At 67.1% G+C, this 22050-nt stretch carries 18 protein-coding genes; 11 read left to right on the top strand and 7 right to left on the bottom strand.

Annotation, left to right across the window (positions count from 1 at the left end; genetic code table 11):
- Nucleotides 1–83 precede the first annotated feature (83 nt).
- The 11 genes from PCQ86_RS09555 to PCQ86_RS09605 all read left to right on the top strand — a co-directional run bounded on the left by PCQ86_RS09555 (nucleotide 84) and on the right by PCQ86_RS09605 (nucleotide 14546).
- The gene (locus PCQ86_RS09555) at nucleotides 84–1721 is read left to right on the top strand and encodes a 3-(methylthio)propionyl-CoA ligase (protein WP_270175355.1); all 1638 of its coding nucleotides are present in this window, start codon (nucleotides 84–86) and stop codon (nucleotides 1719–1721) included.
- Between the two features lie 137 nt (nucleotides 1722–1858).
- The gene (locus tag PCQ86_RS09560) at nucleotides 1859–3094 is read left to right on the top strand and encodes a branched-chain amino acid ABC transporter substrate-binding protein (RefSeq protein ID WP_270175356.1); all 1236 of its coding nucleotides are present in this window, start codon (nucleotides 1859–1861) and stop codon (nucleotides 3092–3094) included.
- 75 nt (nucleotides 3095–3169) lie between these two features.
- A complete protein-coding gene (locus PCQ86_RS09565; protein WP_011804951.1) occupies nucleotides 3170–4123 on the top strand; it encodes a branched-chain amino acid ABC transporter permease in 954 nt (317 codons plus the stop codon).
- Between the two features lie 6 nt (nucleotides 4124–4129).
- Complete coding sequence (locus PCQ86_RS09570) at nucleotides 4130–5467, top strand: branched-chain amino acid ABC transporter permease (RefSeq protein ID WP_047351385.1); 1338 nt, start codon at nucleotides 4130–4132, stop codon at nucleotides 5465–5467.
- Nucleotides 5467–6249 carry an ABC transporter ATP-binding protein gene (locus PCQ86_RS09575; protein ID WP_011804953.1) on the top strand — a complete coding sequence of 261 codons (783 nt, stop codon included), beginning with the start codon at nucleotides 5467–5469 and terminating at the stop codon, nucleotides 6247–6249. Before PCQ86_RS09570 ends, PCQ86_RS09575 begins: the two co-directional genes overlap by 1 nt.
- A 3-nt stretch (nucleotides 6250–6252) precedes the next feature.
- Nucleotides 6253–6948, top strand: coding sequence for an ABC transporter ATP-binding protein (locus PCQ86_RS09580; RefSeq protein ID WP_015913514.1), 696 nt, complete (start codon nucleotides 6253–6255; stop codon nucleotides 6946–6948).
- Nucleotides 6949–7140: 192 nt separating this feature from the next.
- The gene (locus tag PCQ86_RS09585) at nucleotides 7141–9240 is read left to right on the top strand and encodes a 3-hydroxyacyl-CoA dehydrogenase NAD-binding domain-containing protein (RefSeq protein ID WP_270175357.1); all 2100 of its coding nucleotides are present in this window, start codon (nucleotides 7141–7143) and stop codon (nucleotides 9238–9240) included.
- A 45-nt stretch (nucleotides 9241–9285) separates the two neighbouring features.
- Nucleotides 9286–10461 (top strand): acetyl-CoA C-acyltransferase, encoded by a 1176-nt coding sequence (locus PCQ86_RS09590; RefSeq protein ID WP_011804956.1) that lies wholly within the window; start codon nucleotides 9286–9288, stop codon nucleotides 10459–10461.
- 341 nt (nucleotides 10462–10802) lie between these two features.
- Nucleotides 10803–11987, top strand: coding sequence for a GGDEF domain-containing protein (locus PCQ86_RS09595; RefSeq protein ID WP_270175358.1), 1185 nt, complete (start codon nucleotides 10803–10805; stop codon nucleotides 11985–11987).
- A 138-nt stretch (nucleotides 11988–12125) separates the two neighbouring features.
- Nucleotides 12126–13985: an acyl-CoA dehydrogenase gene (locus PCQ86_RS09600; RefSeq protein WP_270175359.1), complete on the top strand. Its 1860-nt coding sequence runs from the start codon at nucleotides 12126–12128 to the stop codon at nucleotides 13983–13985.
- A gap of 60 nt (nucleotides 13986–14045) precedes the next feature.
- Nucleotides 14046–14546, top strand: a complete 501-nt coding sequence (locus PCQ86_RS09605) for a flavodoxin family protein (RefSeq protein WP_088886541.1) — start codon at nucleotides 14046–14048, stop codon at nucleotides 14544–14546.
- A gap of 159 nt (nucleotides 14547–14705) precedes the next feature.
- Here PCQ86_RS09605 and PCQ86_RS09610 read toward each other — a convergent pair whose 3' ends face one another.
- From PCQ86_RS09610 to PCQ86_RS09640, 7 genes are all read right to left on the bottom strand, one after another.
- Nucleotides 14706–16277 (bottom strand): PhnE/PtxC family ABC transporter permease, encoded by a 1572-nt coding sequence (locus PCQ86_RS09610; protein WP_270175360.1) that lies wholly within the window; start codon nucleotides 16275–16277, stop codon nucleotides 14706–14708.
- A complete protein-coding gene (locus tag PCQ86_RS09615; RefSeq protein WP_011804961.1) occupies nucleotides 16268–17101 on the bottom strand; it encodes a phosphonate ABC transporter ATP-binding protein in 834 nt (277 codons plus the stop codon). The genes PCQ86_RS09610 and PCQ86_RS09615 overlap by 10 nt, the downstream gene beginning before the upstream one ends.
- A gap of 121 nt (nucleotides 17102–17222) precedes the next feature.
- Nucleotides 17223–18113, bottom strand: a complete 891-nt coding sequence (locus PCQ86_RS09620; protein ID WP_270175361.1) for a putative selenate ABC transporter substrate-binding protein — start codon at nucleotides 18111–18113, stop codon at nucleotides 17223–17225.
- A 127-nt stretch (nucleotides 18114–18240) separates the two neighbouring features.
- Nucleotides 18241–19509, bottom strand: a complete 1269-nt coding sequence (locus PCQ86_RS09625) for an MFS transporter (protein WP_270175362.1) — start codon at nucleotides 19507–19509, stop codon at nucleotides 18241–18243.
- A gap of 190 nt (nucleotides 19510–19699) precedes the next feature.
- On the bottom strand, nucleotides 19700–20833 hold the full coding sequence (locus tag PCQ86_RS09630) for an ABC transporter substrate-binding protein (protein WP_270175363.1): 1134 nt from the start codon (nucleotides 20831–20833) through the stop codon (nucleotides 19700–19702).
- A 185-nt stretch (nucleotides 20834–21018) separates the two neighbouring features.
- Nucleotides 21019–21213, bottom strand: a complete 195-nt coding sequence (locus tag PCQ86_RS09635; protein WP_196995438.1) for a hypothetical protein — start codon at nucleotides 21211–21213, stop codon at nucleotides 21019–21021.
- A gap of 187 nt (nucleotides 21214–21400) precedes the next feature.
- Nucleotides 21401–21868: a nucleoside deaminase gene (locus tag PCQ86_RS09640; RefSeq protein ID WP_270175364.1), complete on the bottom strand. Its 468-nt coding sequence runs from the start codon at nucleotides 21866–21868 to the stop codon at nucleotides 21401–21403.
- Nucleotides 21869–22050: the final 182 nt, after the last annotated feature.

Here is a 22050-nt window from a genome sequence, read left to right on the forward strand (position 1 = left end):
GCTCCGTGGCTGGAAAGCCCCATGTTCCCCGCTACGATGGCGCAGTCTTCGTACACCCACAATTCATTACCAAAGGAGCATCCATGCTGGGCCTGATGCAGAGCCAACCTCTCTTGATTTCCTCGTTGATCTCGTTCGCCGAGCGTCACCATGGCGACGGGGAAATCGTCTCGCGCCGCGTGGAGGGGGACATCCATCGCTACACCTATCGCGACCTGGCCCGGCGTTCGCGCCAACTGGCCAATGCCCTGGATGCGCTGGGCCTGCAGTTCAGCGACCGCGTGGCCTCGCTCGCCTGGAATGGCTACCGCCACATGGAGATGTACTTCGGCGTGAGCGGCTCGGGCCGCGTGCTACACACCATCAACCCGCGCCTGCACCCTGACCAGATCGCCTGGATCGTGAACCATGCTGAGGACCAGGTGCTGTGCTTCGACATGACCTTCCTGCCGCTGGTGCAGGCCGTGCATGCCAAGTGCCTCACGGTCAAGAAATGGGTGGTGCTGTGCGACAGCGACAAGCTGCCTGCGGACTCGGGCATCCCCGGCCTTACTAGCTATGAAGACTGGATCGGCGGCGCGTCGGCCGAATACCAGTGGCCCACGTTCGACGAGAACTCTGCGTCCAGCATGTGCTACACCAGCGGCACCACGGGCAACCCCAAGGCGGCGCTGTACAGCCACCGCTCCACCACGCTGCATGCCTATGCCGCTGCGCTGCCCGATGTGATGAACCTCTCGGCGCGCGACGCGGTGCTGCCCGTGGTGCCGATGTTCCACGTCAACGCCTGGGGTATCCCGTACTCGGCGGCCCTCACGGGCTGCAAGGTGGTCTTCCCCGGCCCGGCGCTGGACGGCAAGTCGGTCCATGACCTCATCGAGGCCGAGGGCGTGACCTTTGCCGCGGGCGTGCCCACCGTGTGGCAGATGCTGCTCAACCATGTGAAGTCCGCGGGCCTGAAGTTCAGCACCCTGCGCCGCACGGTCATCGGCGGGTCGGCCTGCCCGCCCGCCATGATCACGGCCTTCCAGGACGAGTACGGCGTGTCCGTGCTGCACGCCTGGGGCATGACCGAGATGAGCCCGCTGGGCACGCTGTGCACGCTCAAGAACAAGCACCTGCAGATGGGCAAGGACGAGCAGATGCACATCCTGCAAAAGCAGGGCCGTGCTATCTATGGCGTGGACATGAAGATCGTCGGCGCCGATGGCCAGGAGCAGCCCTGGGACGGCAAGAGCTATGGCGACCTGCTGGTACGCGGCCCCTGGATCCTGGACAGCTACTACAAGGGCGAGAGCCCGCTCGTTAAGGACGAGCAGGGCCGGGGCTGGTTCCCCACGGGCGACGTGGCCACCATCGACCCGGATGGCTTCATGCAGATCACCGACCGCAGCAAGGATGTGATCAAGTCCGGTGGCGAATGGATCAGCTCCATCGATATCGAGAACATCGCCATGGCGCACCCCGCCGTGGCGATGGCGGCCTGTGTCGGCATGCCGCACCCCAAGTGGGATGAACGCCCGATCGTCGTGGTGGCCCTGCGTCCGGGCGCCCAGGTCACGCGCGAGGAACTGCTCAAGTTCTACGAGGGCAAGACCGCCAAGTGGCAGATCCCCGATGACGTGGTGTTCGTCGATGCGATCCCGCTGGGCGCCACCGGCAAGATGCTCAAGACCCGCCTGCGCGAGCAACTGGCGGGCTACCAGTTGCCCGGCCTGTGAGCGCGCCGGCCGGTGCGCAAGGGACTGTTCCTGCGCGCCGGTCACATGGGTGATAGCTGCTAGGGGCAATCCCTGAACGGCGCCTCGTTGCATCCCTTGTACGCTGCGGCGTATTCATTCTCACAAGGAGACGAGGCATGAAGTTCGGTATCAAAATGGTAGCTGCTAGCGCAGTATTTGCATGTGCTGGCGGTGCATTCGCCCAAAAAGGGGAAACCGTCAAGATCGCCTGGCTCGATCCGCTGTCGGGCCTCATGGCCGCGGTGGGCACCAACCAGCTCAAGAGCTTCCAGTTCATCTCCGAGGAGTTCAACAAGAAGAATGCGTCGGGCGTGAAGTTCGAGATCATCGGCATCGACAACAAGCTCAGCCCGCAGGAGACCACCAGCGCACTGCGCTCCGCGATGGACCAGGGCGCGCGCTACGTGGTGCAGGGCAATGGTTCGGGCCCGGCGCTGGCCATCATCGACGCACTGGAAAAGCACAACGCGCGCAACCCGGGCAAGGAAGTCGTCTACCTGAACTACGCGGCGGTGGACCCTGACCTCACCAACAGCAAGTGCAGCTACTGGCACTTCCGCCTGGATGCCGACACCTCCATGAAGATGGAGGCCATGACCACCTTCATCAAGGACCATCCTGAGGTCCAGAAGGTGTACCTGATCAACCAGAACTATTCGCACGGACATCAGGTCTCCAAGTACGCCAAGGAGAACCTCAAGCGCAAGCGCCCCGACGTGCAGATCGTGGGCGACGACCTGCACCCGCTGGCGCAGGTGCGCGACTTCGCGCCCTACATCGCCAAGATCAAGCAGTCGGGTGCGGACACGGTGATCACGGGCAACTGGGGCTCCGACCTCGCGCTGCTCATCAAGGCCGCCAATGATGCGGGCCTGAACAACGTGAACTTCTACACCTATTACGGCGGGGTGACGGGCAGCCCCACGGCCATGGGCGCAGGCGCCGCGGGCCGGGTGTACATGGTGTCGTACAACCACTTGAACCTGCCGGGCGAGATCGGTCGCATCGTGGGCGACTACAAGAAGAAGTTCAACGACGACATGTACACCGGCGCCGTGTACCACGCCTTCTCCATGCTGGATTCCGCCTTCGTGAAGGCCAAGTCCACCGACCCCGTGAAGGTGGCTGCTGCGATGGAAGGCATGAAGTTCAACAGCTTCAACGGCGAAGTGGAGATGCGCAAGTCCGACCACCAGTTGCAGCAGGGCCTGTTCGTGACCCGCTGGGAAAAGGCGGGCGACAAGTATCCCCGCGATGCCGAGAACACCGGCTACACCTTCGTGCCGGTGAAGTACTACGAGCCCTATGTGGCCAGCACGCCCACGTCGTGCCAGATGAAGCGGCCTTCCTGATGTAGTTCCTGGTGGGACGACCTTTGGGGCCCGAGTCTCCTCGGGCCTTTTTTTCACCTGCTGCGCGGTCTTGCGATGAATCTTGAGTTTTTCGTGATCTCCCTGCTCAACGGCGTCAGCTACGGTCTGCTGCTGTTCATGCTGAGTTCGGGGCTGACGCTGATCTTCAGCATGATGGGCGTGCTCAACTTCGCGCACACCAGTTTCTACATGCTGGGCGCGTACTTTGCGTACACCTTGTCGGGTGCCATCGGCTTCTGGCCCGCGCTGGTGGTGGCACCGCTGCTGGTGGGAGCGCTGGGCGCGGTCTTCGAGCGCTATGCGCTGCGCCGCGTGCACAAGTTCGGCCATGTGCCCGAGCTGCTGGTCACCTTTGGCCTGTCGTACCTGATCCTGGAGGTGGTGCAGCTGGTGTGGGGGCGCTCCACCGTGCCCTATGGCCTGCCTGCGCAACTGCAGGGGCCGCTCTTCACCCTGTACGGCACGCAGTTTCCCAAGTCGCGCTCCTTCGTCATGCTGGTGGCGGTGCTGATGCTGCTGTCGGTCTGGCTGCTGCTCACGCGCACCCGCATCGGGTTGGTGATCCAGGCGGCGCTCAAGCATCCGCACATGGTGGAGGCCCTGGGCCACAACGTGCCGCGCGTGTTCATGCTGGTGTTTGGCGGCGGCTGCGCGCTGGCGGGGCTGGCCGGCGTGATCGGCGGCAATACCTACGTGACCGAGCCGGCCATGGCGGCCTCGGTGGGCTCCATCATCTTCGTGGTGGTGGTGGTCGGGGGCATGGGGTCGCTGGCGGGGGCGTTCCTGGCGTCACTCATCATCGGACTGGTGCAGACCTTTGCGGTGGCGCTGGACTATTCGCTGGTGCATGCCTTCGCCCGCCTGGGCGTCCAGGTCACCGAACAGACCTTTGGCTACCCGCTATTCAAGCTCACCATCTCGCAGGTGGCGCCGATCCTGCCGTACCTGTTCCTCGTTCTGATCCTGATCTTCCGGCCCAAGGGCCTGCTGGGCACGCGGGAGGATTGAAAGGCCATGCACACCACTTCCTCTGCACCTTCGACCGCGGCCGCCGGGGGCGCCGTGCGGTACTACCGCTTCAAGCCCTTGAATGTGGGGCGCATCGTCATCTGGAGCCTGTTTGCCCTGGCGCTCGTCGTGGCGCCCCAGCTGTTCACCAGCAGCCTGGCGCTGACGATGCTGTCGCAGATCGGCTACGCGATCATCATCTGCCTGTCGTACAACATCCTCCTGGGGCAGGGCGGCATGCTGAGCTTCGGCCACGCCGTGTACACCGGCCTGGGCTCGTTCCTGGCGGTGCACGCCATCAACATGGCCAGCGACGGGCGACTGCCCATCCCGCTGGTGCTGATGCCGCTGGTGGGAGGGCTGGCGGGCATGTTCTTCGCCGTGCTGCTGGGCTATGTCACCACCAAGAAGTCCGGCACCACCTTCGCGATGATCACACTGGGCATCGGCGAACTCGTGGCCTCCATGGCGCTGATGTTCCCCGAGTTCTTCGGGGGCGAAGGCGGCATCACCACGGACCGCGTGTACGGCCAGCCGGTACTGGGCATCACGTTCGGTCCGGCAATTCAGGTGTACTACTTGATCGCCGCGTACTGTTTCGTGTGCACGGCCGCCATGTTTGCCTTCACGGGCACGCCGCTGGGGCGCATCCTCAACGCCGTGCGCGACAACCCCGAGCGTGTGGAGTTCATCGGCTACAACACGCAGCGCGTACGCTACTTCGCCTTCATCATCGCCGGGTTCTTCGCGGGCATCGGCGGGGCGCTGGCGGCCATCAACTTCGAGATCGTCACGGCCGCCGACAGCGTGAGCGTGGTGCGCTCGGGCAGCTACCTGCTGTTCACCTTCCTGGGCGGGGCCACGTTCTTCTTCGGCCCCATCATCGGCGCCGTGCTGCTGGTGCTGGCGTCGGTGCTGCTGTCCGAGCTGTCCAAGGCCTGGCTGCTGTACCTGGGTCTGGTGTTCCTTTTCATGGTCATGTATGCGCCCGGCGGCATTGCCAGCCTGATCATGATGAATCTGCGCCTGGCCAAGTACGGCAAGCTGCGCGGCATCATCAGCGCCTACCTGGCGCTGGGCGGCACGGCGCTGGTTGCGGTGCTGGGGGCTGCAGCGATGATCGAAATGACTTATCACCTGCAGCTGAACGAGGCGCTGGGGCCGCAGCTGGAGTTTCTGGGTGCGACGCTGAACGCCAAGAGCGTGGCGAGCTGGTTCGGCGCCGGCTTCGTGTTGGTGACCGGCGTGGGGCTGTTCGAACTCTGTCGCAGGCAGTTCATGCGGCAGTGGGGCGCGATCCAGGAAGAGATCGAGCACGAGATCAAGCGTGGGGAGGCAGGCTGATGGCGGACCAGGCAACCTATGCGCTGGAGCTGCGCGACCTGCGCAAGAGCTTCGGCAAGACCGAGATCATCCGCGGCGCCAACCTGGCGGTACGGCCCGGCGAACGCGTGGCCGTCATCGGACCCAACGGCGCGGGCAAGTCCACGCTGTTCAACCTCGTCAGTGGGCGGTTCGCGCCCACCAGCGGAGAAGTGCTGCTGCACGGCGCTCGCATCGACGGCAAGCAGCCGTTCGAGATCAACCGCATGGGGCTGTCGCGCAGCTTCCAGATCACCAACATCTTTCCCAAGCTCAGCGTGTTCGAGAACCTGCGCTGCGGCGTGCTGTGGAGCCTGGGGTACCGCTATGCGTTCTGGCGCTTCCTGTCCAGGTTGCAGGATGCCAACGACCGGGCCACGCAGCTCATGGAGATGATCAAGCTGGACAAGAAGCGCGACACCCTGGCCATGAACCTGACCTATGCCGAGCAGCGCGCTCTGGAGATCGGCATCACCATTGCCGGCGGCGCCAGCGTGATCCTGCTGGATGAGCCCACTGCGGGCATGAGCAAGAGCGAGACCACGCGCTTCATCCACCTCATCAAGGAGGTCACGCAGGGCCGCACCCTGCTGACCGTGGAGCACGACATGGGCGTGGTCTTCGGCCTGGCCGACAAGATCGCCGTGGTGGTGTATGGCGAGGTGATCGCCTTCGACACGCCCGAGAACGTGCGCGCCAACCCGCGCGTGCAGGAAGCCTACCTGGGCTCCGTCATTGCCGCGCAGCAGGCCGGGGGACATTGAGACATGCTGAAAGTCGAGAACCTGCACGCCTACTACGGCAAGAGCCATGTGCTGCACGGCGTGGGATTTGACGTGCAGCCGGGCGAGATCGTCGCGCTGCTGGGCCGCAACGGCTCCGGCCGCTCCACCGCGGCCAAGGCCGTGATGGGCCTGGTGGACTGGCAGGGCACGCTGCAGTGGAAGGGCCAGGACCTCAATGGCAGGAAGGCCTACGAGATCGCCCATCTGGGCATCGGCTACGTGCCCGAAAGCCGCGACGTGTTTCCCAACCTCACCGTGCACCAGAACCTGCTGCTGGGCCAGAAGGGCAGTGGCAGGGATAGCCGCTGGAGCTTTGACGACATGTACGAGATGTTCCCGCGCCTGAAGGAGCGCCGCAACATCGAGGCGGGCGTCATGTCCGGCGGCGAGCAGCAGATGCTGACCCTGTGCCGCACGCTCATGGGCGACCCGGACCTCATCATCATCGACGAGCCCACCGAGGGGCTGGCGCCCAAAATCGTCGAACTGGTGGGCGAGTACCTCACGCGGCTCAAGCAGCGGGGCATCTCCGTGCTGCTCATCGAGCAAAAACTCACCATCGCCATGACCATCTCCGACCGCGCGCTGGTCATGGGGCACGGCAGCATCGTCTTTCAGGGCACGCCCGACGAGCTGCGTGCCAACAGCTATGTACGCAAGGAGTGGCTGGAGGTTTGAGGGCTTGGTTGGCCTTTAGCCCATTGTGGATGAGCGCTGTCAGCTATCAAAAAGATAGTTAGATGTCGGTGTGCGCTGCACGCTTGTCCCGGCTGAGACAAAAAACTGCGACCCCTGCCTCTAGACTTGCGTGCTAAAAACGCACGAGCGTACTTTTCTTTCATCCACCCGAGATTCAAGAGGAACGACAGCATGACGGCTGAATACCAGGTCCACGGCGACGTGGCCGTGATCACCCTCAACAACCCGCCCGTCAACGGGCTTGGCCTGGCCACGCGCCAGGGCATCGTCGATGGCCTCGATCGCGCCCAGGCCGACGGGGCCGTCAAGGCCATCGTCATCACCGGCGCGGGCGGCGCCTTCTCGGGCGGCGCCGACATCAAGGAGTTCGGCACCGACAAGTCGCTGCAGGAGCCCAATCTGCACTCCGTCATCAACGCTGTCGAGAACTGCACCAAGCCCGTGGTGGCTGCCATCCACACCGTCTGCATGGGCGGCGGGCTGGAGCTGGCCCTCGGCTGCCACTACCGTGTGGCCGCGCCCGGCTGCAACGTGGCGCTGCCCGAGGTGAAGCTGGGCATCCTGCCCGGCGCGGGCGGCACGCAGCGCCTGCCGCGCGTGGTGGGTGTGGAGGCAGCGCTGAACATGATCGTCAGCGGCGAGCCGGTCAAGAGCGAGATGATCGGCGCCGTGCCCGGCCAGAAGCTGTTCGACAAGATGGCCGCGTCGCCCGAATCGCTGGCCGAGGAAGCGCTGGCCTTCGCCCGAAGCGTGGCCGACGTGCGCCCGCTGCCGCTGGTACGCAACCTGCCGTGCAAGCACCCCGAGGGCGATGCGTACTTCCAGTTCGCACGCAACATGGTCAAGGGCATGGCCAAGAACTTCCCCGCGCCCGCCAAGTGCGTGGACGCCGTGGAAGCGGCCACCAAGCGCAAGTTTGCCGACGGCCTGGCGTACGAGCGCGAGCTGTTCATCAACCTGATGTGGACGCCCGAGTCGCGCGCGCTGCGCCACCTGTTCTTTGCGGAGCGTGCCGCGAGCAAGATTCCCGACGTCCCGTCCGAGACTCCCAAGCGGGACATCAAGAAGGTCGGCGTGATCGGTGCGGGCACCATGGGTGGCGGCATCAGCATGAACTTCCTGAACGCGGGCATTCCCGTGACCATCCTTGAGATGAAGCAGGAGGCGCTGGACCGCGGCATCGGCACGATCCAGAAGAATTATGAAGCCCAGGTCAAGAAGGGCAAGCTCAAGGAAGACAAGTACCAGCAACGCATGGCCCTGCTGTCCACTACGCTGAACTATGCCGACCTGAAGGACTGCGACCTGATCATCGAGGCCGTGTTCGAGGAACTGGGCGTGAAGGAAGCCGTGTTCAAACAGCTCGACGCCGTGGCTAAGCCCGGCGCCATTCTGGCTTCCAACACGTCCACACTCGATGTGGACAAGATCGCTGCGTTCACCAAGCGCCCGCAGGACGTGGTGGGCATGCACTTCTTCAGCCCTGCCAACGTGATGAAGCTGCTGGAAGTGGTACGCGGCAAGGAAACTGCCAAGGACGTGCTGGCCACCGTGATGGCCTTGGCCAAGAAGATCAAGAAGACGGCCGTGGTCTCCGGCGTGTGCGACGGTTTCATCGGCAACCGCATGATCGAGCGCTACAGCCAGCAGGCCGGCTTCCTGCTGGACGAAGGCTGCACGCCCCAGCAGGTGGACAAGGCCATCGAGAAGTTCGGCTTCGCCATGGGCCCGTTCCGCATGGGCGACCTGGCCGGCAACGACATCGGCTGGGCCATCCGCAAGCGCCGCGCCGTCGAGCAGCCCGACATGAAGTACAGCAAGACGGCCGACCTGCTGTGCGAGATGGGACGCTTCGGCCAGAAGACCGGGGCGGGCTGGTACGACTACCAGGCTGGCAAGCGTGACGCGATTCCCAGCGACGTGGTGAACCAGATGATCGAGGAGCACCGCAAGGCCCTGGGCATCACGCCGCGCAAGGTGAGCGACGAGGAGATCGTGCAGCGCCTGGTCTATGCGCTGGTCAACGAGGGCGCCAAGATCCTGGAAGAGGGCATCGCCAGCAAGTCGGGCGACATCGACATGGTGTACCTGACCGGCTACGGCTTCCCCATCCACCGCGGCGGTCCCATGCACTACGCCAGCGAAGTGGGCCTGTTCAACGTGGTGCAGTCCATGAAGCGCTTTGCCCGCAACCCGCTGGATGACGCACGCGCCTGGGAGCCCGCGCCGCTGCTGGCCCGGCTGGCCGCCGAAGGCAAGGCCTTTGCCTGAGCGCCCGTTCGTCCGCCTGAAGCACGCAGAACAAGGAATATTGCAATGACCTCCGCAGTGATCGTTTCCACCGCCCGCACGCCGCTCGCCAAGAGCTGGAAGGGCTCGTTCAACATGACCCACGGCGCCACGCTGGGCGGCCACGCCGTGCAGCACGCCGTGCAGCGCGCGGGCATTGACCCCGCCGCCGTCGATGATGTCATCATGGGCTGCGCCAATCCCGAAGGCGCCACCGGCATGAACATCGCGCGCCAGATCGCGCTCAAGGCTGGCCTGCCCGTCACCACATCGGGCATGACCATCAACCGTTTCTGCTCCTCGGGCCTGCAGACCATCGCCACCGCCGCGCAGCGCATCATCGCGGGCGAGGGCGAGGTGTATGTGGCTGGTGGCGTGGAAAGCATCTCGTGCGTGCAGCAGGAGATGAACCTGCACATGATCCAGGACCTGGCCCTGGCCAAGCAAAAGCCCGAAATCTACTGGAGCATGCTGCAGACCGCCGAGCAGGTGGCCAAGCGCTACCACATCGGCCGCGACGCGATGGACGAGTACGGCGCCGCCAGCCAGCAAAAGGCCTGCGCCGCCCAGGCAGCCGGCCTGTTCGACGCCGAGATCGCGCCCATCACCGTCACCGCGGGCATCGCGGACAAGACGCTGGGCCTGATCACCAAACAGGTCACCGTGAGCCGCGACGAGGGCACACGCGAGGGCACCACCAAGGAAGGCATCAGCGGTATCCGCCCGGCCATGCCTGGCGGGCTGATCTCGGCGGGCAACGCCAGCCAGTTCTCGGACGGCGCAGGCGCCTGCGTGGTGGTGGGCGAGGACTACGCTGCTCGCAACAACCTCCAGCCGCTGGGCCGCTTCCTGGGCTTTGCCGTGGCCGGTTGCGAGCCTGACGAAATGGGCATCGGCCCCGTGTTCGCCGTACCCAAGGTGCTCAAGAAACTGGGCCTGACGGTGCAGGACATCGACCTGTGGGAGCTGAACGAAGCCTTCGCCGTGCAGGTGCTGTACTGCCGCGACAAGCTGGGCATTCCCGCCGACCGCCTGAACGTGAACGGCGGCGCCATCGCTCTGGGCCACCCCTACGGCGTGTCGGGCCAGCGCCTCACGGGCCACGCCCTCATCGAAGGCAAGCGCCGCGGTGCCAAGCGCGTGTGCGTGACCATGTGCATCGGCGGCGGCATGGGCGCTGCGGGCGTGTTTGAAGTGCTGTAAGCGCTGATCCGCTTTCGGACTGAAACAACAAGCGCCCCGCGCAGACGATGTGGTCTGCGCGGGGCGCTTGCTTTTATTTTGATAGCTGTCTGCGCTTGCTGCATGGGCGGTAGCAGGAGAAACGAGCGATATTTTTGTGAAACGGGTTCCTGTACAGGGAGCGACGCAGCGGGCCAGCCGCTGGAGGGGGCTGCAAGCGTCCTGAAGTTCCGCCCAGCAGGCGGCTGCGTGTGCGGACGATTAAACTCCTCTGAATTACTGGTTGTTACAACAATCCCTGCCCGTCGTCCTGGCTTGGACGACTCGCCCTAAGGGTCGGCCAAGTCCCCTTGAATATCCCCATGGTCGCAAGCGTTCTCGTTGGCATGCTCTGCGCGCATCTGCTGTGCTTTGCGGTGATGTTCTTGCTGATCAGCAAACGGCTGTATGGGCAAAAAATGGGAATGGATCTTTTCGCGCTCGGCAACTTTCTACTGGGCTCCGCCTATGTGCTGCAGCTGCTGGAGGGCGGCCCCGCCTGGAGTGCGATGAGTGTGGTGAACCACACGCTGACGCTGGCCTCCCCGGTGGTTTACGGGCTCGGAGCCATGCGTTTTTTTGGGCACGCCGTCCCCTTGCTGTCTCCACTTCTCGTATTTGGGGCGCTCTACAGCCTTGCGCAGGTACTGGTGCAATGGAGCTTGGGGCCGGTTGCACGCTACGCCATGCTTTCAGGGGGATCGGCACTCCTGTTTTTTGTGATGGCCCTGACGGTGATCTACGGCGCTCGCACATTTGCCAAGGATCTGTATGGCGAGATGGTCTTTTTTGCCGCGCTGATCAGCGGCATATGCGTACTCAACGCGCTTAAGTTCATGAAGCTTTTGGATGGCGGCCTGGATGCATTGCAGATGGACCGCCAGTTCCAGCTGGTGTTCTACATCTACATGTCATTCCTGGCCACGGTGCTGCCGCCATCGATCGTCTGGCTGGTTCTGCGCCGCTTGACCGATCAGTTGCGCCATATCGCTGCGCGCGACCCGATGACGCAGTTGCTCAATCGGCGAGGTCTCACCGAGGCGCTGCAGCTGTCTTTCAACCAGCGCCGGGCGGAGCATGCGCACTTGCTCGTTGTCGACGTTGACCATTTCAAGCGGATCAACGACACCTACGGCCACCACGCCGGAGACACCGTCCTGTGCCGCGTTGCGGAGATACTCCAGGCCACGGCGCGCCGTGGCGATTTGGTAAGCCGTCTGGGCGGGGAAGAGTTCGCGGTGATCTGCCTGCACACCGACTTTCCCGGGGCCATGCACATGGCGGAGCGATTGCGTGCAGCCATCGAGACGCAAACCATCGACATTGCAGAGGGCGGTCATCCGCTGCAGTGCACGGTCACGGTCGGGGTTTCACAGGGCTTTGCAGATGCACACGCCTTGGAGGCAGCCCTGCAACAAGCCGACGCGGCTCTGTACCGTGGCAAAGCCGCGGGACGCAACCGCGTCGAAACGGCCGGGCCGTCTATGGCCACCGCTTCGTATGCCTGAATCACGGGCAATACCGAGACGCCGAGACGGTGATTTGGTCAAAGCCCCGGTGTTCCAGCCCGCGATCCAATGGACCCCCGCGGTGCGCGTCACCCAGCGGACAGGCTTCATCGGCCCGTCCCTTCCATAATTTCGCGCATGACCACCTCCCTGCGCTCCACGCTCGACTTCCTGCTCTACGAATGGCTCCAGGCTGGATCGCTCAATGCGCGCGAGCGCTTTGCGGACCACTCGCGCGAGACGTTTGACGCTGTGCTGGACACCTGCGAGCGCATCGCGCGCGAGAAGTACGCGCCGTTCAACCGCACGGTGGACACGCAGGAGCCCCAGTTCGACGGTGAGCGCGTCATCCTGCCCCAATGCACGCACGACGCACGCCAGGCGTTTGCCGACAGCGGCATGCTCAGCGCGGCGCAGGACTACGCGCTGGGCGGCATGCAACTGCCGTATGTCGTGGAGTCGGCGGCCAACAGTTTCTTTGGCTGCGCGTCGATCAGCATTGGCTCCAACCTGCTGACCACGGGCAACGCCAACGCCATCCTGGTGCACGGAACGCCCCTGCAGCAGCAGGTGTTCGCCGCCAATGAATTCAACGGCCGCTGGGCGGGCACCATGTGCCTTTCGGAGCCGCAGGCGGGGTCCAGCTTGAGCGACATCACCACGCGCGCCGAGGCCGACGGCGCAGACTTCGAGGTCGACCCGCTGGGCCCGCGCTACCGCCTGCGTGGCAACAAGATGTGGATCAGCTCGGGCGACCATGAGCTGACCGAGAACATCGTGCACCTGGTGCTCGCCAAGATCCCCGGGCCGGACGGCAAGCTGGTGCCGGGAGTGAAGGGCATTTCGCTCTTCATCGTGCCCAAGAAGCTGGTGGATACCGATGGCCAACTGACGGGCGAGCGCAACGACGTGGCGCTGGCCGGACTGAACCACAAGCTGGGCTGGCGCGGCACCACCAACACGCTGCTGAATTTTGGCGAGGGCAGGTACCCCGTGCGCGGCGGAGCCGGCGCCATCGGCTACCTCGTGGGGCGGCCGGGCGAGGGCCTGAAGTGCATGTTCCACATGATGAACGAGGCACGCATCGCCATCGGCATGGCGGCAACCACGCTGGGCCTGGCAGGCTACTACGCCAGCCTGGACTATGCCAGGACGCGGCTGCAGGGCCGCCCGGTACAGGGCAGCACCAGCGCCGCCGGCAGTGCCGGCAAGGACGCCAGCCAGCCGCCCGTGCCGCTGATCCGCCATGCGGACATCAAGCGCATGCTGCTTGCGCAAAAGAGCTACTGCGAGGGCGCGCTGGCGCTCAACCTGTACTGCGCGCGGCTGGTGGACGAGGGCCGCACGGGCGAGCCGCAGGCGGCGCAGGACGCGAGGCTGCTGCTGGAGGTGCTGACCCCCATCGCCAAGAGCTGGCCCAGCGAGTTCTGTCTGGAGGCCAACAGCCTGGCGATCCAGATTCACGGCGGCTATGGCTACACGCGCGACTTCCCCGTGGAGCAGTACTGGCGCGACAACCGCCTGAACATGATCCACGAGGGCACGCACGGCATCCAGGCCGCCGACCTTCTGGGCCGCAAGGTGGTGATGCAGGGCGGCGCAGGCCTGCAGCTGCTGGCGCGCACCATTGGCGCCACCATTGCCCAGGCGCGCAAGCATCCGGAACTCGCCGCCTGGGCGGACCAGCTGGCCCAGGCCCTGCAGGACGTGGGCGAAGCCACGCAGGCCGCCTGGGCCACCGGTAACCCTACCGAGGCGTTGGCCAACGCCGTGCCCTACATGCAGGCCTTCGGCCACACGGTGCTGGCCTGGGTGTGGCTGGACGTGGCGTGCAGCGTGCTCGCACTGGATGCTACTCTTTCAATAGCTGCTAGCGCTGGAAGGATGGGCGCTGCACGCTATTTTTACCACTATGAATTGCCGCGCATCGGTGCTTGGCTGCAGGTGGTGCGCCAGCGGGACCTGACCTGCGCGGCACTGGATGAAGACGCGTTCTGACGCCACGCGCTCTCCGCAGGGTGGTGGTCGCCCGCATGGGCAACGGTCTATGCTTGCCGCATGGATGCGCCCCAGACCCTGCTGATCGTCTACCACTCGCTGACCGGCGGCACGCGCCAGATGGCCGAGGCCGCGCGCGCCGGCGCCGCGGCCGAGCCCGCCGTGTCGGTGCGCCTGCTCCACGCGGCGCAGGCGGGGCCGGACGATGTGCTGGCCGCGCAGGGCTACTTGTTCGCCACGCCGGAAAACCTGGCGGCCATCAGCGGCCAGCTCAAGGACTTCTTCGATCGCTGCTACTACCCGGTGCTGGACCGCATCAATGGCCGGCCCTACGCCAGCCTGGTCTGCGCCGGCAGCGACGGCCAGAACGCCGCACGCCAGATCGCCCGCATCGCCACGGGCTGGCGGCTGAAGGCCGTGGCCGAGCCGCTGATCGTCTGCACCCACGCCCAGACGCCCGAGGCGATCCTGGCCCCGAAGCAGATCGGCGCGGCGGACCTGGAGCGCTGCCGTGCGCTGGGCGAGGCGCTGGCCACCGGGCTCGCGCTGGGGGTGTTCTAGTGCTGCAACCCGAAAGTGTCGGGACATGAAAGTGCGCCTTCGCCCGCGAGGCGGCGTTGCCCATCCTCGCAATCGCCACGGACGCTGCTGCGGTTCGCGCCTGGCCCTTGGGGCGAAGCCATCGATCGCCTTTTGTTCCTCTACTCCCCGGTTGCGGTACTAGGCCCTGCCCATCCAGCGGCGCAGCGCCGCGCTGGCCCAGTCCACCGCGACCGACAGCGCCAGCATCGCCAGGATCACCGTGCCCGCCTGCGCATGGTGGAACAGCGACAGCTCCACGTACAGCAACTGCCCCAGCCCGCCTGCGCCGACGAAGCCGAGGATGGCGGCCATGCGGATGTTCATCTCCCAGCGGTACAGCGTGTACGCCACCAGTTGCGGCGCCGCCCCGGGCAGCGTGCCATACAGGAACGCCATGGCGCCGCCGCTGCCGGCCTGGCGCAGCGCACGCGCGGCCGTGGCCGGGGTGTTCTGCAGCGCCTCGGCATACAGCCGGCCCAGCACGCCGGTGGTGTGCAGGGCCAGGGCCAGTGCGCCGGCAAACGGCCCCAGGCCCACGGCCAGGGCGGTGAGCGTGGCCCATACCAGTTCGGGCACCGAGCGCAGTAGGTTCAGCAGCAGGTTCCAGCCCGCGCGCCGGCGTGGCAGGGCCAGCAGCAGGGCCAGCAGGGCGGCCAGCAGCGTGCCCACGATGGAGATGGCCAGCGTCTCCCACACGCCGCGCGCCACCTGCCGCAGCCAGGTGCCGCCCAGCTCGGGTGGGAAGAAGCCGCCGGCAAACTCCGCCATGCTGCGCGCCGCCTCGGCGGTGAAGAGCGCGGGCAAGTCCATGTCCAGCAGCCACAGGCTGGCGGCCAGGGCGGCCAGCACCGTCGCGGTCAACGCGCCGCTGCGCCAGCCCAGCGGCGCGGCGCGTGCCGCGGGGGGCGCATCCAGCGCGCGGCGCAGCCCGCCCGACAGCGCATCGGCCGCCAGCACCAGCAGCATGAAGGTCACAAGGATGGTGCACGCCTCGCCGCCGTTGAGCATCTTCATGGCTTGGTCCATGAGCTGGCCCAGCCCGCCCGCGCCCACGAAGCCCATCACCACCGAGGCGCGCACCGCGCATTCCCAGCGGTACACGGTGTAAGACGTGAGTTCGCGCGCCGCCTGCGGCAGCAGGCCGTAGAGCAGGGCGATGGGCCGGCGCGCCCCACTGCGCGCCAGCGCCTGGGCGGGTGCGGCGGGCACGGATTCGAGGATCTCGGCATACACCTTGCCCAGCATGCCGCCGTAGGCCAGCCCCAGCGCCAGCACGCCGGCCGTCGGCCCCAGGCCGAACACGCGCACGAACACCAGCGCCCACACCAGCTCGGGGATGCCGCGCAGCACCGTGAGCACGCCGCGCGCTGCCGGGTTCAGCCGGGGGCGTTCGCGTGCAGCGTTGCTGGCCCAGTAGGCCAACGGCACCGCCAGCACGAAGGCCAATGCCAGCCCCGCAGTGGCAATCGCCAGCGTTTCCAGGGTGGCGCGCGCCAGCAGGGCCAGGAAGTCGGCCCCCATTTCAGGCGGCAGGAACTGGCGCAGGAACCCGCCCAGCACGCGCAGGTTCTCGGGCGCCAGCAGAGCGGCCAGGTCAAAGCCCGACGCCTGCAACAGCGGCCACAGCAGCACCACGGCCAGCAGCGCGCCGCCCAGCCGACCGCGTGCGGCCGGGTCGCGCAGGTGCGGGGCGGGGTGCGTCAGCGGCATGAGGCGTAGCTGCTGGTGGTCGGGGGCGGCGTGGGCGTTTCATCCGGCGCGAGCGCGCCGTCGCCGGGCGGGGCGTACAGCGCCTGCAGCAGATCGGGCGTGACCGCGCCGGCCGGCAGGTCGAAGGCGATGCGCCCCTCGCGCAGGCCCACCACGCGCGCAAAGCAGGCCAGCGCCAGGTCCACCGCGTGCAGGCTGGCGACCAGCGTGGCGCCACGTGCGGCCGCGTCCTGCACCAGCAGCTGCACGGTGGCCAGCGCCAGCGTGGGGTCAAGGGCAGAGACGGGCTCGTCGGCCAGCAGCAGCGCTGGCTGCTGGTACAGCACGCGGGCAATGCCCACGCGCTGCAGCTGCCCGCCCGAGAGCTGGTCGCAGCGCGCGAACAGCTTGTCCTGCAACTGCACGCGCTGCAGCGCGGCGTGCGCACCGGGCAGGTCGGCCGGGTACAGCAGCGAGGCCAGCGCCTTCCATGCGGGCCATTGGCCCAGGCGCCCGGCCAGCACGGCGGTCACCACGCGCTGGCGCGGTGGCAGGGGCGGGGCCTGGTGCACGGTGCCGATGCGCGCGCGCAGCGCACGCGGCGGAGGCCACGAAGCATGGGGCGTGTCGGGCGACGACGCGCCCAGGGCGGAGCCCAGCACGTGCACGCGGCCGGCGCTGGCGGGCAGGGCTGTGCCCAGCAGGTTCAGCAGGGTGGTCTTACCCGCCCCCGAGGGGCCGATCAGCGCCAGGCTCTCGCCCTGGCGCGCGGCCAGGGTAATGCCGCGCAGCGCCACATGGCCGCCGGGGTGGCATAGATCCACGCCGTCCAGCTCGAAGCTCATGATTGCTCTTTTTTCAATAGCTGCTATCGCTTATCCAGCAAGCGCTAGGGGCTGATTTGATCAATAACGCCAATGGTGCACGCGCGGGCTACCTGGGCCAGGCCCGCGCGCGCCGGCGCGCTTACTTCAGCAGGCCGGCCGTCTTGGCGGCGTCTTCGATGCCGTCGTAGTTGCGCGGCTCGGTGGCGATGAAGCGCGAGGCGCGCTGCAGTTCCAGGATGGCCTTGTGCTCGGGCTTGGCCGGGTCGAGCGCCAGGAAGGCGGCCTTGATCTTCTGCACCACGGCGGGATCGAGATCGCCGCGCACGGTCCAGTTGTAGTCGAAGTAGGGTGGGGTGGTGGCGAACACCCGTACCTTGGACGGGTCCACCTTCTTGGTCTCGACCAGCTTGTCCCAGACGGAGGCGTTGAGCACGCCGGCCTGCGCCTTGCCGGCGGCCACGAAGGCGACGGTGGCGTCATGCGCGCCGGAATAGGCCACGGTCTTGAAGTCCCGCTCGGGCTGGACGCCGGCCTGCTGCAGGAAGTAGCGCGGCATCAGGCTGCCCGAGGTGGACGAGGGAGCGCCAAAGGCAAAGGTCTTGCCCTTGAGGTCGGCCAGGCCCTGGATGGCGGGGTCGGCGGTGATGAAGCGCGAGGTAAAGCGTGCGTCCTCCTCCCGCTGCACCAGCGGAATGGCCGTACCGCCCGTGCGGATGCGCGCCTGCACGTAGGTGAAGCCGCCCAGCCAGGCCAGTTCCAGCTTGCGCGTGGCCAGGGATTCGACCACGGCGGCGTAGTCGGTTACCGGGGTGAACACCACCTTCATGCCGGTGGCCTGGGACAGGTACTCGCCCAGCGGCTTGAACTTGCGTTGCAGTTCGGTGGGTGCTTCGTCGGGGATGGCGGATACGCGCAGCACCTGCGGCTCGGCGGCCTGGGTGGACAGGAGGGGAGAGAAGCTGGCGACAGCGGCGGCGGCTGCGGCAAAGCGGCGCAGCGCCGCACGGCGTGCGGTCGTTGAAGAGGTCATGGCGGTGCGGGAAAGTTGAATCGAGCGCGCTGCAAGCCGAGGGCCTGCGGGGGGTGTGCGCGAGGGCCGCCATTGTCGCCCAAGGTGGCGCCGGCTGCCCGGGTGGCGCGCGGCCGGCGGTGAACGCTCAGCCCGCCGCCTGGGGCGTGGGCAGCGCCGGGGGGCGCCGCCCCGGCAGCAGCAGCGCCACCCCCGCGGCCACCATCAGCAGTGCGCCCGACAGGCCGAAGGCGATCCAGTGCGTGCCGAAATGCTCATAGCCCCAGCCGCCCAGCCAGGCGCTGATCATGGCCCCCACCTGATGCCCCAGGTAGGCCCAGCCGTAGAGCACGCCCACCAGCCGCACGCCGAACATGTCGGCCAGGATGGCGGACGACAGCGCGATGCTGCCCGCCCAGGCAATGCCGCCGATCACCGAGGTGCCGTACAGCTCCAGGGTATTGCCCGCCAGCAGCAGCGCGAAGAACCCCACGCCACGCACGCAATAGATGGCGGCCAGCAGCTTGCGCCGCGGCAGCCGGTCGGCCAGGCGCCCCAGCACCATGGTGCTGGGAATGGCCACCAGCCCGATCAGGCCGATGCCGAAGGCGCTGGTGGTGGCGTCAAAGCCATGGTCCATCAGCATGGGCATGCCGTGCGTGCCCAGCAGGTTCATGCTGAAGCCGCAGGCGAACAGGCCCAGCGTGATCTTGAGGAAGGTGCCGGTGCGCATGGCCTGCAGCACCGTGTAGTGCTGCCCTGCGGGAGCCATCGGGTTCGCCGCACGAATGGGGCTGCCGGGCAGCGGGGCATCGCCATCGGCAGGCGCCTCGTCGCGGATCACCCACAACGCCGTGGGCACGGTGATGGCGGTGAACAGCGCGGCAAAGCCCAGCAGCGTGGCCTGCCAGCTCAGATGCTGCAGCGCCATGCCCAGCGCGGGCGTCATGATGGCGATGCCGGCCATGGAGCCCGTGGACAAGAAGAACAGCGCCATGCCCCGGCGGCGGTTGAACCAGCGGCTGATGACCGGCGTGAGCGCCACCGGGCTGGTGAATCCCGCGCCCACGGACATGAGGATGCCGAAGCTCAGCAGCAGCCCCAGCGGCGTGCGCGTGTTCACTGCCCAGAGTGTCGACACCACCAGCAGGACCGTGCCCGCCAACAGCACGAAGCGCGTGCCCCGGCGCGCCACCAGCCAGCCCGCCAGCGGCATGGCCGCGCCGTAGCACAGCATGCCCACGGCGACGATGGACGACAGCAGGCTGCGCGAAAAGCCCAGGTCCTCGGCCATGGGCAGGAACAGCGGGCCCAGCCCCAGGCGCAGGCCCACGGTGAGGGCGGTGAGCACGGTGGCCGCGGCCACGATGTTCCAGCCGAAGTACCAGCGAGCCGGTGAGGAATCTTGAGAGGACATGGGGGCGACGGGCGTGGGGCCGGGTGAATGCGACCCTTGGTTGTAACGGCTGCCGTGGGCCGTGTGCGCCGGCTGCGGCCGGCGGCGCATCGCGATTGGCGATGGGGGCTGCCGCGGCGCGCGAGGGGCGGTGACCCGGTAGCCCGGTGGCCCGGTGGCCCGGTGGCCCCGCGGCGCGGCAGCGACGGCGTCAGCGGCGGAACAGTCCGTCCGCGTCGATGATGGACAGCTCCACGTAGCTCAGGCCCGTGCGGTCGCCGGGGCCGTAGCCCAGCTCCAGCCCGCCCAGGTCGTAGTGGCTCATGCCGCCCAGCGCGGTGACGATCTTCTCGCGCGTGGGCTTGGGGCCGGCGCGGCGCAGGCCTTCCACCAGCACCTTGGCGGAGGTGAAGCCTTCCATCACCGAGGGCGACAGCGTCAGGTTGCCCTTGGCCTTGGCCAGGGCGGCGGCCTCGCGGTTGATGGCGTAGCCCATGGAGCGCACGTTGGGGAACACCTGCGTGACGATCACGCCGCGCACCGAGTCGCCCAGCTGGGCGACGAAGCCGCGGGATGCGTTGTTCGACACCGTGACCACCTGCATGGACGAGCCGGCCTTGCGCAGCGCTTTCACGCCGTCGCTCACCGCCACGCTGGAGCCGATCCAGATGACAGCCTGGGCCTGCGCCTGGATGAGTTGCGGCACGATGGTGGCGTAGTCCGGCTTGGCACGGTCGGCCTTGATCACGGCCACGGGGTTGCTGCCCACGTTGGCAAAGCCCTTCTGGGCACCGGCCAGGCAGTCCTCGCCAAAGCTGTCGTCCACGTGCACCACGGCGATGCGCTGGACCATGATGGTGTGCAGGTGCTCCACGGCCTTCTCGGTCTCGGCCTGGTAGCTGGAGCGCACGTTGAACACCAGCGGGTTGGCAGGCTTGTGGAAAGTCATCGCACCCGTGGAGGGCGCCACCAGCGCCACGCCGTGCTTGGCCAGGTGCGGCAGGATGGCTTCGGTGTGCGGCGTGGCGCGGCTCATGAACAGCGCGGCCACGTTGTCGTCTTCGATCAGGCGGCGTGCGTTCTCGCCAGCGAGCTTGGGCTCGAACTTGTCGTCCAGCGTGATCAGCTTGATGCGCTCGCCATGCACGCCACCCTTGGCATTGATGTGGTCCAGATACAGGTGCACGCCCGCGAGGGTCTCGCCCACGCTGGCCGCCACTGGGCCGCTGACGGCCGTGGTCTGCCCGATCAGGATGTCGGCCGAGGCGGCGCCGCCGCTCAGGGCGCCCGCCAGCAGGCAGGCGGCTTGCCAGGCGCGCAGGCGCCCATGGGGTTTCTGGTTCATGGTTCCTCCCTGTGCCCGCGTTGCACCAAGTGGGTGCATGGGCTGTGGTTTTGCACTGGTAGCGGGTAGCTGCAGTCCCTCAAAAGGTGCATATTGTGACCGCGATGTGGCACGGCCGGCGTACGTGGTGCGCGTGCCGCACCAGAAAGGTCACATACCGGAACGCACATTCCCGCATCACGCACCTACCGTTGTCGAGCCAGCCCGGCCGCCGATGCTGCCAGCCGCACGGCGCGATAACCTGCGGCGGTGGCCAGGTGCAATGGGCGCGCCTGCACGGCGGCGCGCGCAGCCCGGCGACGCATGCCGGCGCGCCGGTGGCCGTGGCCGTGGCCGTGGCGCGCGCGCCCAGGCGCCGTAGCGCTGCGGGGGCCAGCCATGCCCCGCGCCCATCAGCGCCATGGGCCGCAGGGTGGGACATGCAGGCGCCGAGAATCCCCATGCCGGCCCGGCGATCCCATGGCCGTGGGGAAGGGGCCCCGCTTCAGCGTGGCCAGCGCCACCGTCGCCAGGCATTCCTATACGCAGGGGCTGGCGCCGGCCCCAGCGGCGCTGTGGTCAGGGGTGTCAGGGGCCGTCCGTGGGCCAGGGCGCGTCGCCGTAGAGCTGCTCCACGCCGATGCCCGTGGCCAGGCGTTGCAGCGGCAGGGGCGGCGGGTCCAGCGGCAGCCGCAGGCGCTGGTAGGCGCCTTCGCTGGACAGGCCGGAGGGCGCGGCGTCGCGGTTGTCGAAGGCGTAGAACACCCTGTCCGCGCCGGCCATGACCAGCGCCGCCAGGCACATGGGGCAGGGGTGGCCGCTGGCGTAGACCGTGCAGCCCGCCAGGCTGGGGTTCGCCTGCTGGCGCGTTGCGGCGCGCAGGGCCTGCATCTCGGCGTGGGTACTGGGGTCGTGGCTGTGCACGATGTCGTTCACGCCGGTGGCGATCACCTCGCCGCCGCGCGCGATCACCGCGCCGAAGGGCCGGCCGCCGCGGGCCCGGTTGTCATGGGCCAGGTGCACGGCCCGGCGCAGCAGGGCGGTATCGGTGGACATGGGAACTCCTGAAAAATGAGCGGCCCCCGCTTTCCCCGCGGGCTCCGCGGCCGGATTGTCCTTTGGACACAAAAACCCTGCCGATGAATCACGCATGTGACATGTGTGGCGCGGGCCGCTCGCCACAATAGCCGCTCAAAATCCTGCCGCCGCGCCTCCGTTGCCCACTGTGGGCGATGGCA

Origin of the sequence: Diaphorobacter sp. ED-3 (assembly GCF_027625375.1) — a bacterium.
Taxonomy (GTDB): domain Bacteria; phylum Pseudomonadota; class Gammaproteobacteria; order Burkholderiales; family Burkholderiaceae_C; genus Diaphorobacter; species Diaphorobacter nitroreducens.

Coding starts and splice junctions, on each gene's coding strand:
- PCQ86_RS09625 (WP_270175362.1), bottom strand. CDS start 19,509: ATGTCCTCTCAAGATTCCTCACCGGCTCGCTGGTACTTCGGCTGGAAC.
- PCQ86_RS09565 (WP_011804951.1), top strand. CDS start 3,170: ATGAATCTTGAGTTTTTCGTGATCTCCCTGCTCAACGGCGTCAGCTAC.
- PCQ86_RS09610 (WP_270175360.1), bottom strand. CDS start 16,277: ATGCCGCTGACGCACCCCGCCCCGCACCTGCGCGACCCGGCCGCACGC.
- PCQ86_RS09580 (WP_015913514.1), top strand. CDS start 6,253: ATGCTGAAAGTCGAGAACCTGCACGCCTACTACGGCAAGAGCCATGTG.
- PCQ86_RS09560 (WP_270175356.1), top strand. CDS start 1,859: ATGAAGTTCGGTATCAAAATGGTAGCTGCTAGCGCAGTATTTGCATGT.
- PCQ86_RS09620 (WP_270175361.1), bottom strand. CDS start 18,113: ATGACCTCTTCAACGACCGCACGCCGTGCGGCGCTGCGCCGCTTTGCC.
- PCQ86_RS09640 (WP_270175364.1), bottom strand. CDS start 21,868: ATGTCCACCGATACCGCCCTGCTGCGCCGGGCCGTGCACCTGGCCCAT.
- PCQ86_RS09605 (WP_088886541.1), top strand. CDS start 14,046: ATGGATGCGCCCCAGACCCTGCTGATCGTCTACCACTCGCTGACCGGC.
- PCQ86_RS09635 (WP_196995438.1), bottom strand. CDS start 21,213: ATGGCTGGCCCCCGCAGCGCTACGGCGCCTGGGCGCGCGCGCCACGGC.
- PCQ86_RS09600 (WP_270175359.1), top strand. CDS start 12,126: ATGACCACCTCCCTGCGCTCCACGCTCGACTTCCTGCTCTACGAATGG.
- PCQ86_RS09615 (WP_011804961.1), bottom strand. CDS start 17,101: ATGAGCTTCGAGCTGGACGGCGTGGATCTATGCCACCCCGGCGGCCAT.
- PCQ86_RS09630 (WP_270175363.1), bottom strand. CDS start 20,833: ATGAACCAGAAACCCCATGGGCGCCTGCGCGCCTGGCAAGCCGCCTGC.
- PCQ86_RS09555 (WP_270175355.1), top strand. CDS start 84: ATGCTGGGCCTGATGCAGAGCCAACCTCTCTTGATTTCCTCGTTGATC.
- PCQ86_RS09570 (WP_047351385.1), top strand. CDS start 4,130: ATGCACACCACTTCCTCTGCACCTTCGACCGCGGCCGCCGGGGGCGCC.
- PCQ86_RS09575 (WP_011804953.1), top strand. CDS start 5,467: ATGGCGGACCAGGCAACCTATGCGCTGGAGCTGCGCGACCTGCGCAAG.
- PCQ86_RS09585 (WP_270175357.1), top strand. CDS start 7,141: ATGACGGCTGAATACCAGGTCCACGGCGACGTGGCCGTGATCACCCTC.
- PCQ86_RS09595 (WP_270175358.1), top strand. CDS start 10,803: ATGGTCGCAAGCGTTCTCGTTGGCATGCTCTGCGCGCATCTGCTGTGC.
- PCQ86_RS09590 (WP_011804956.1), top strand. CDS start 9,286: ATGACCTCCGCAGTGATCGTTTCCACCGCCCGCACGCCGCTCGCCAAG.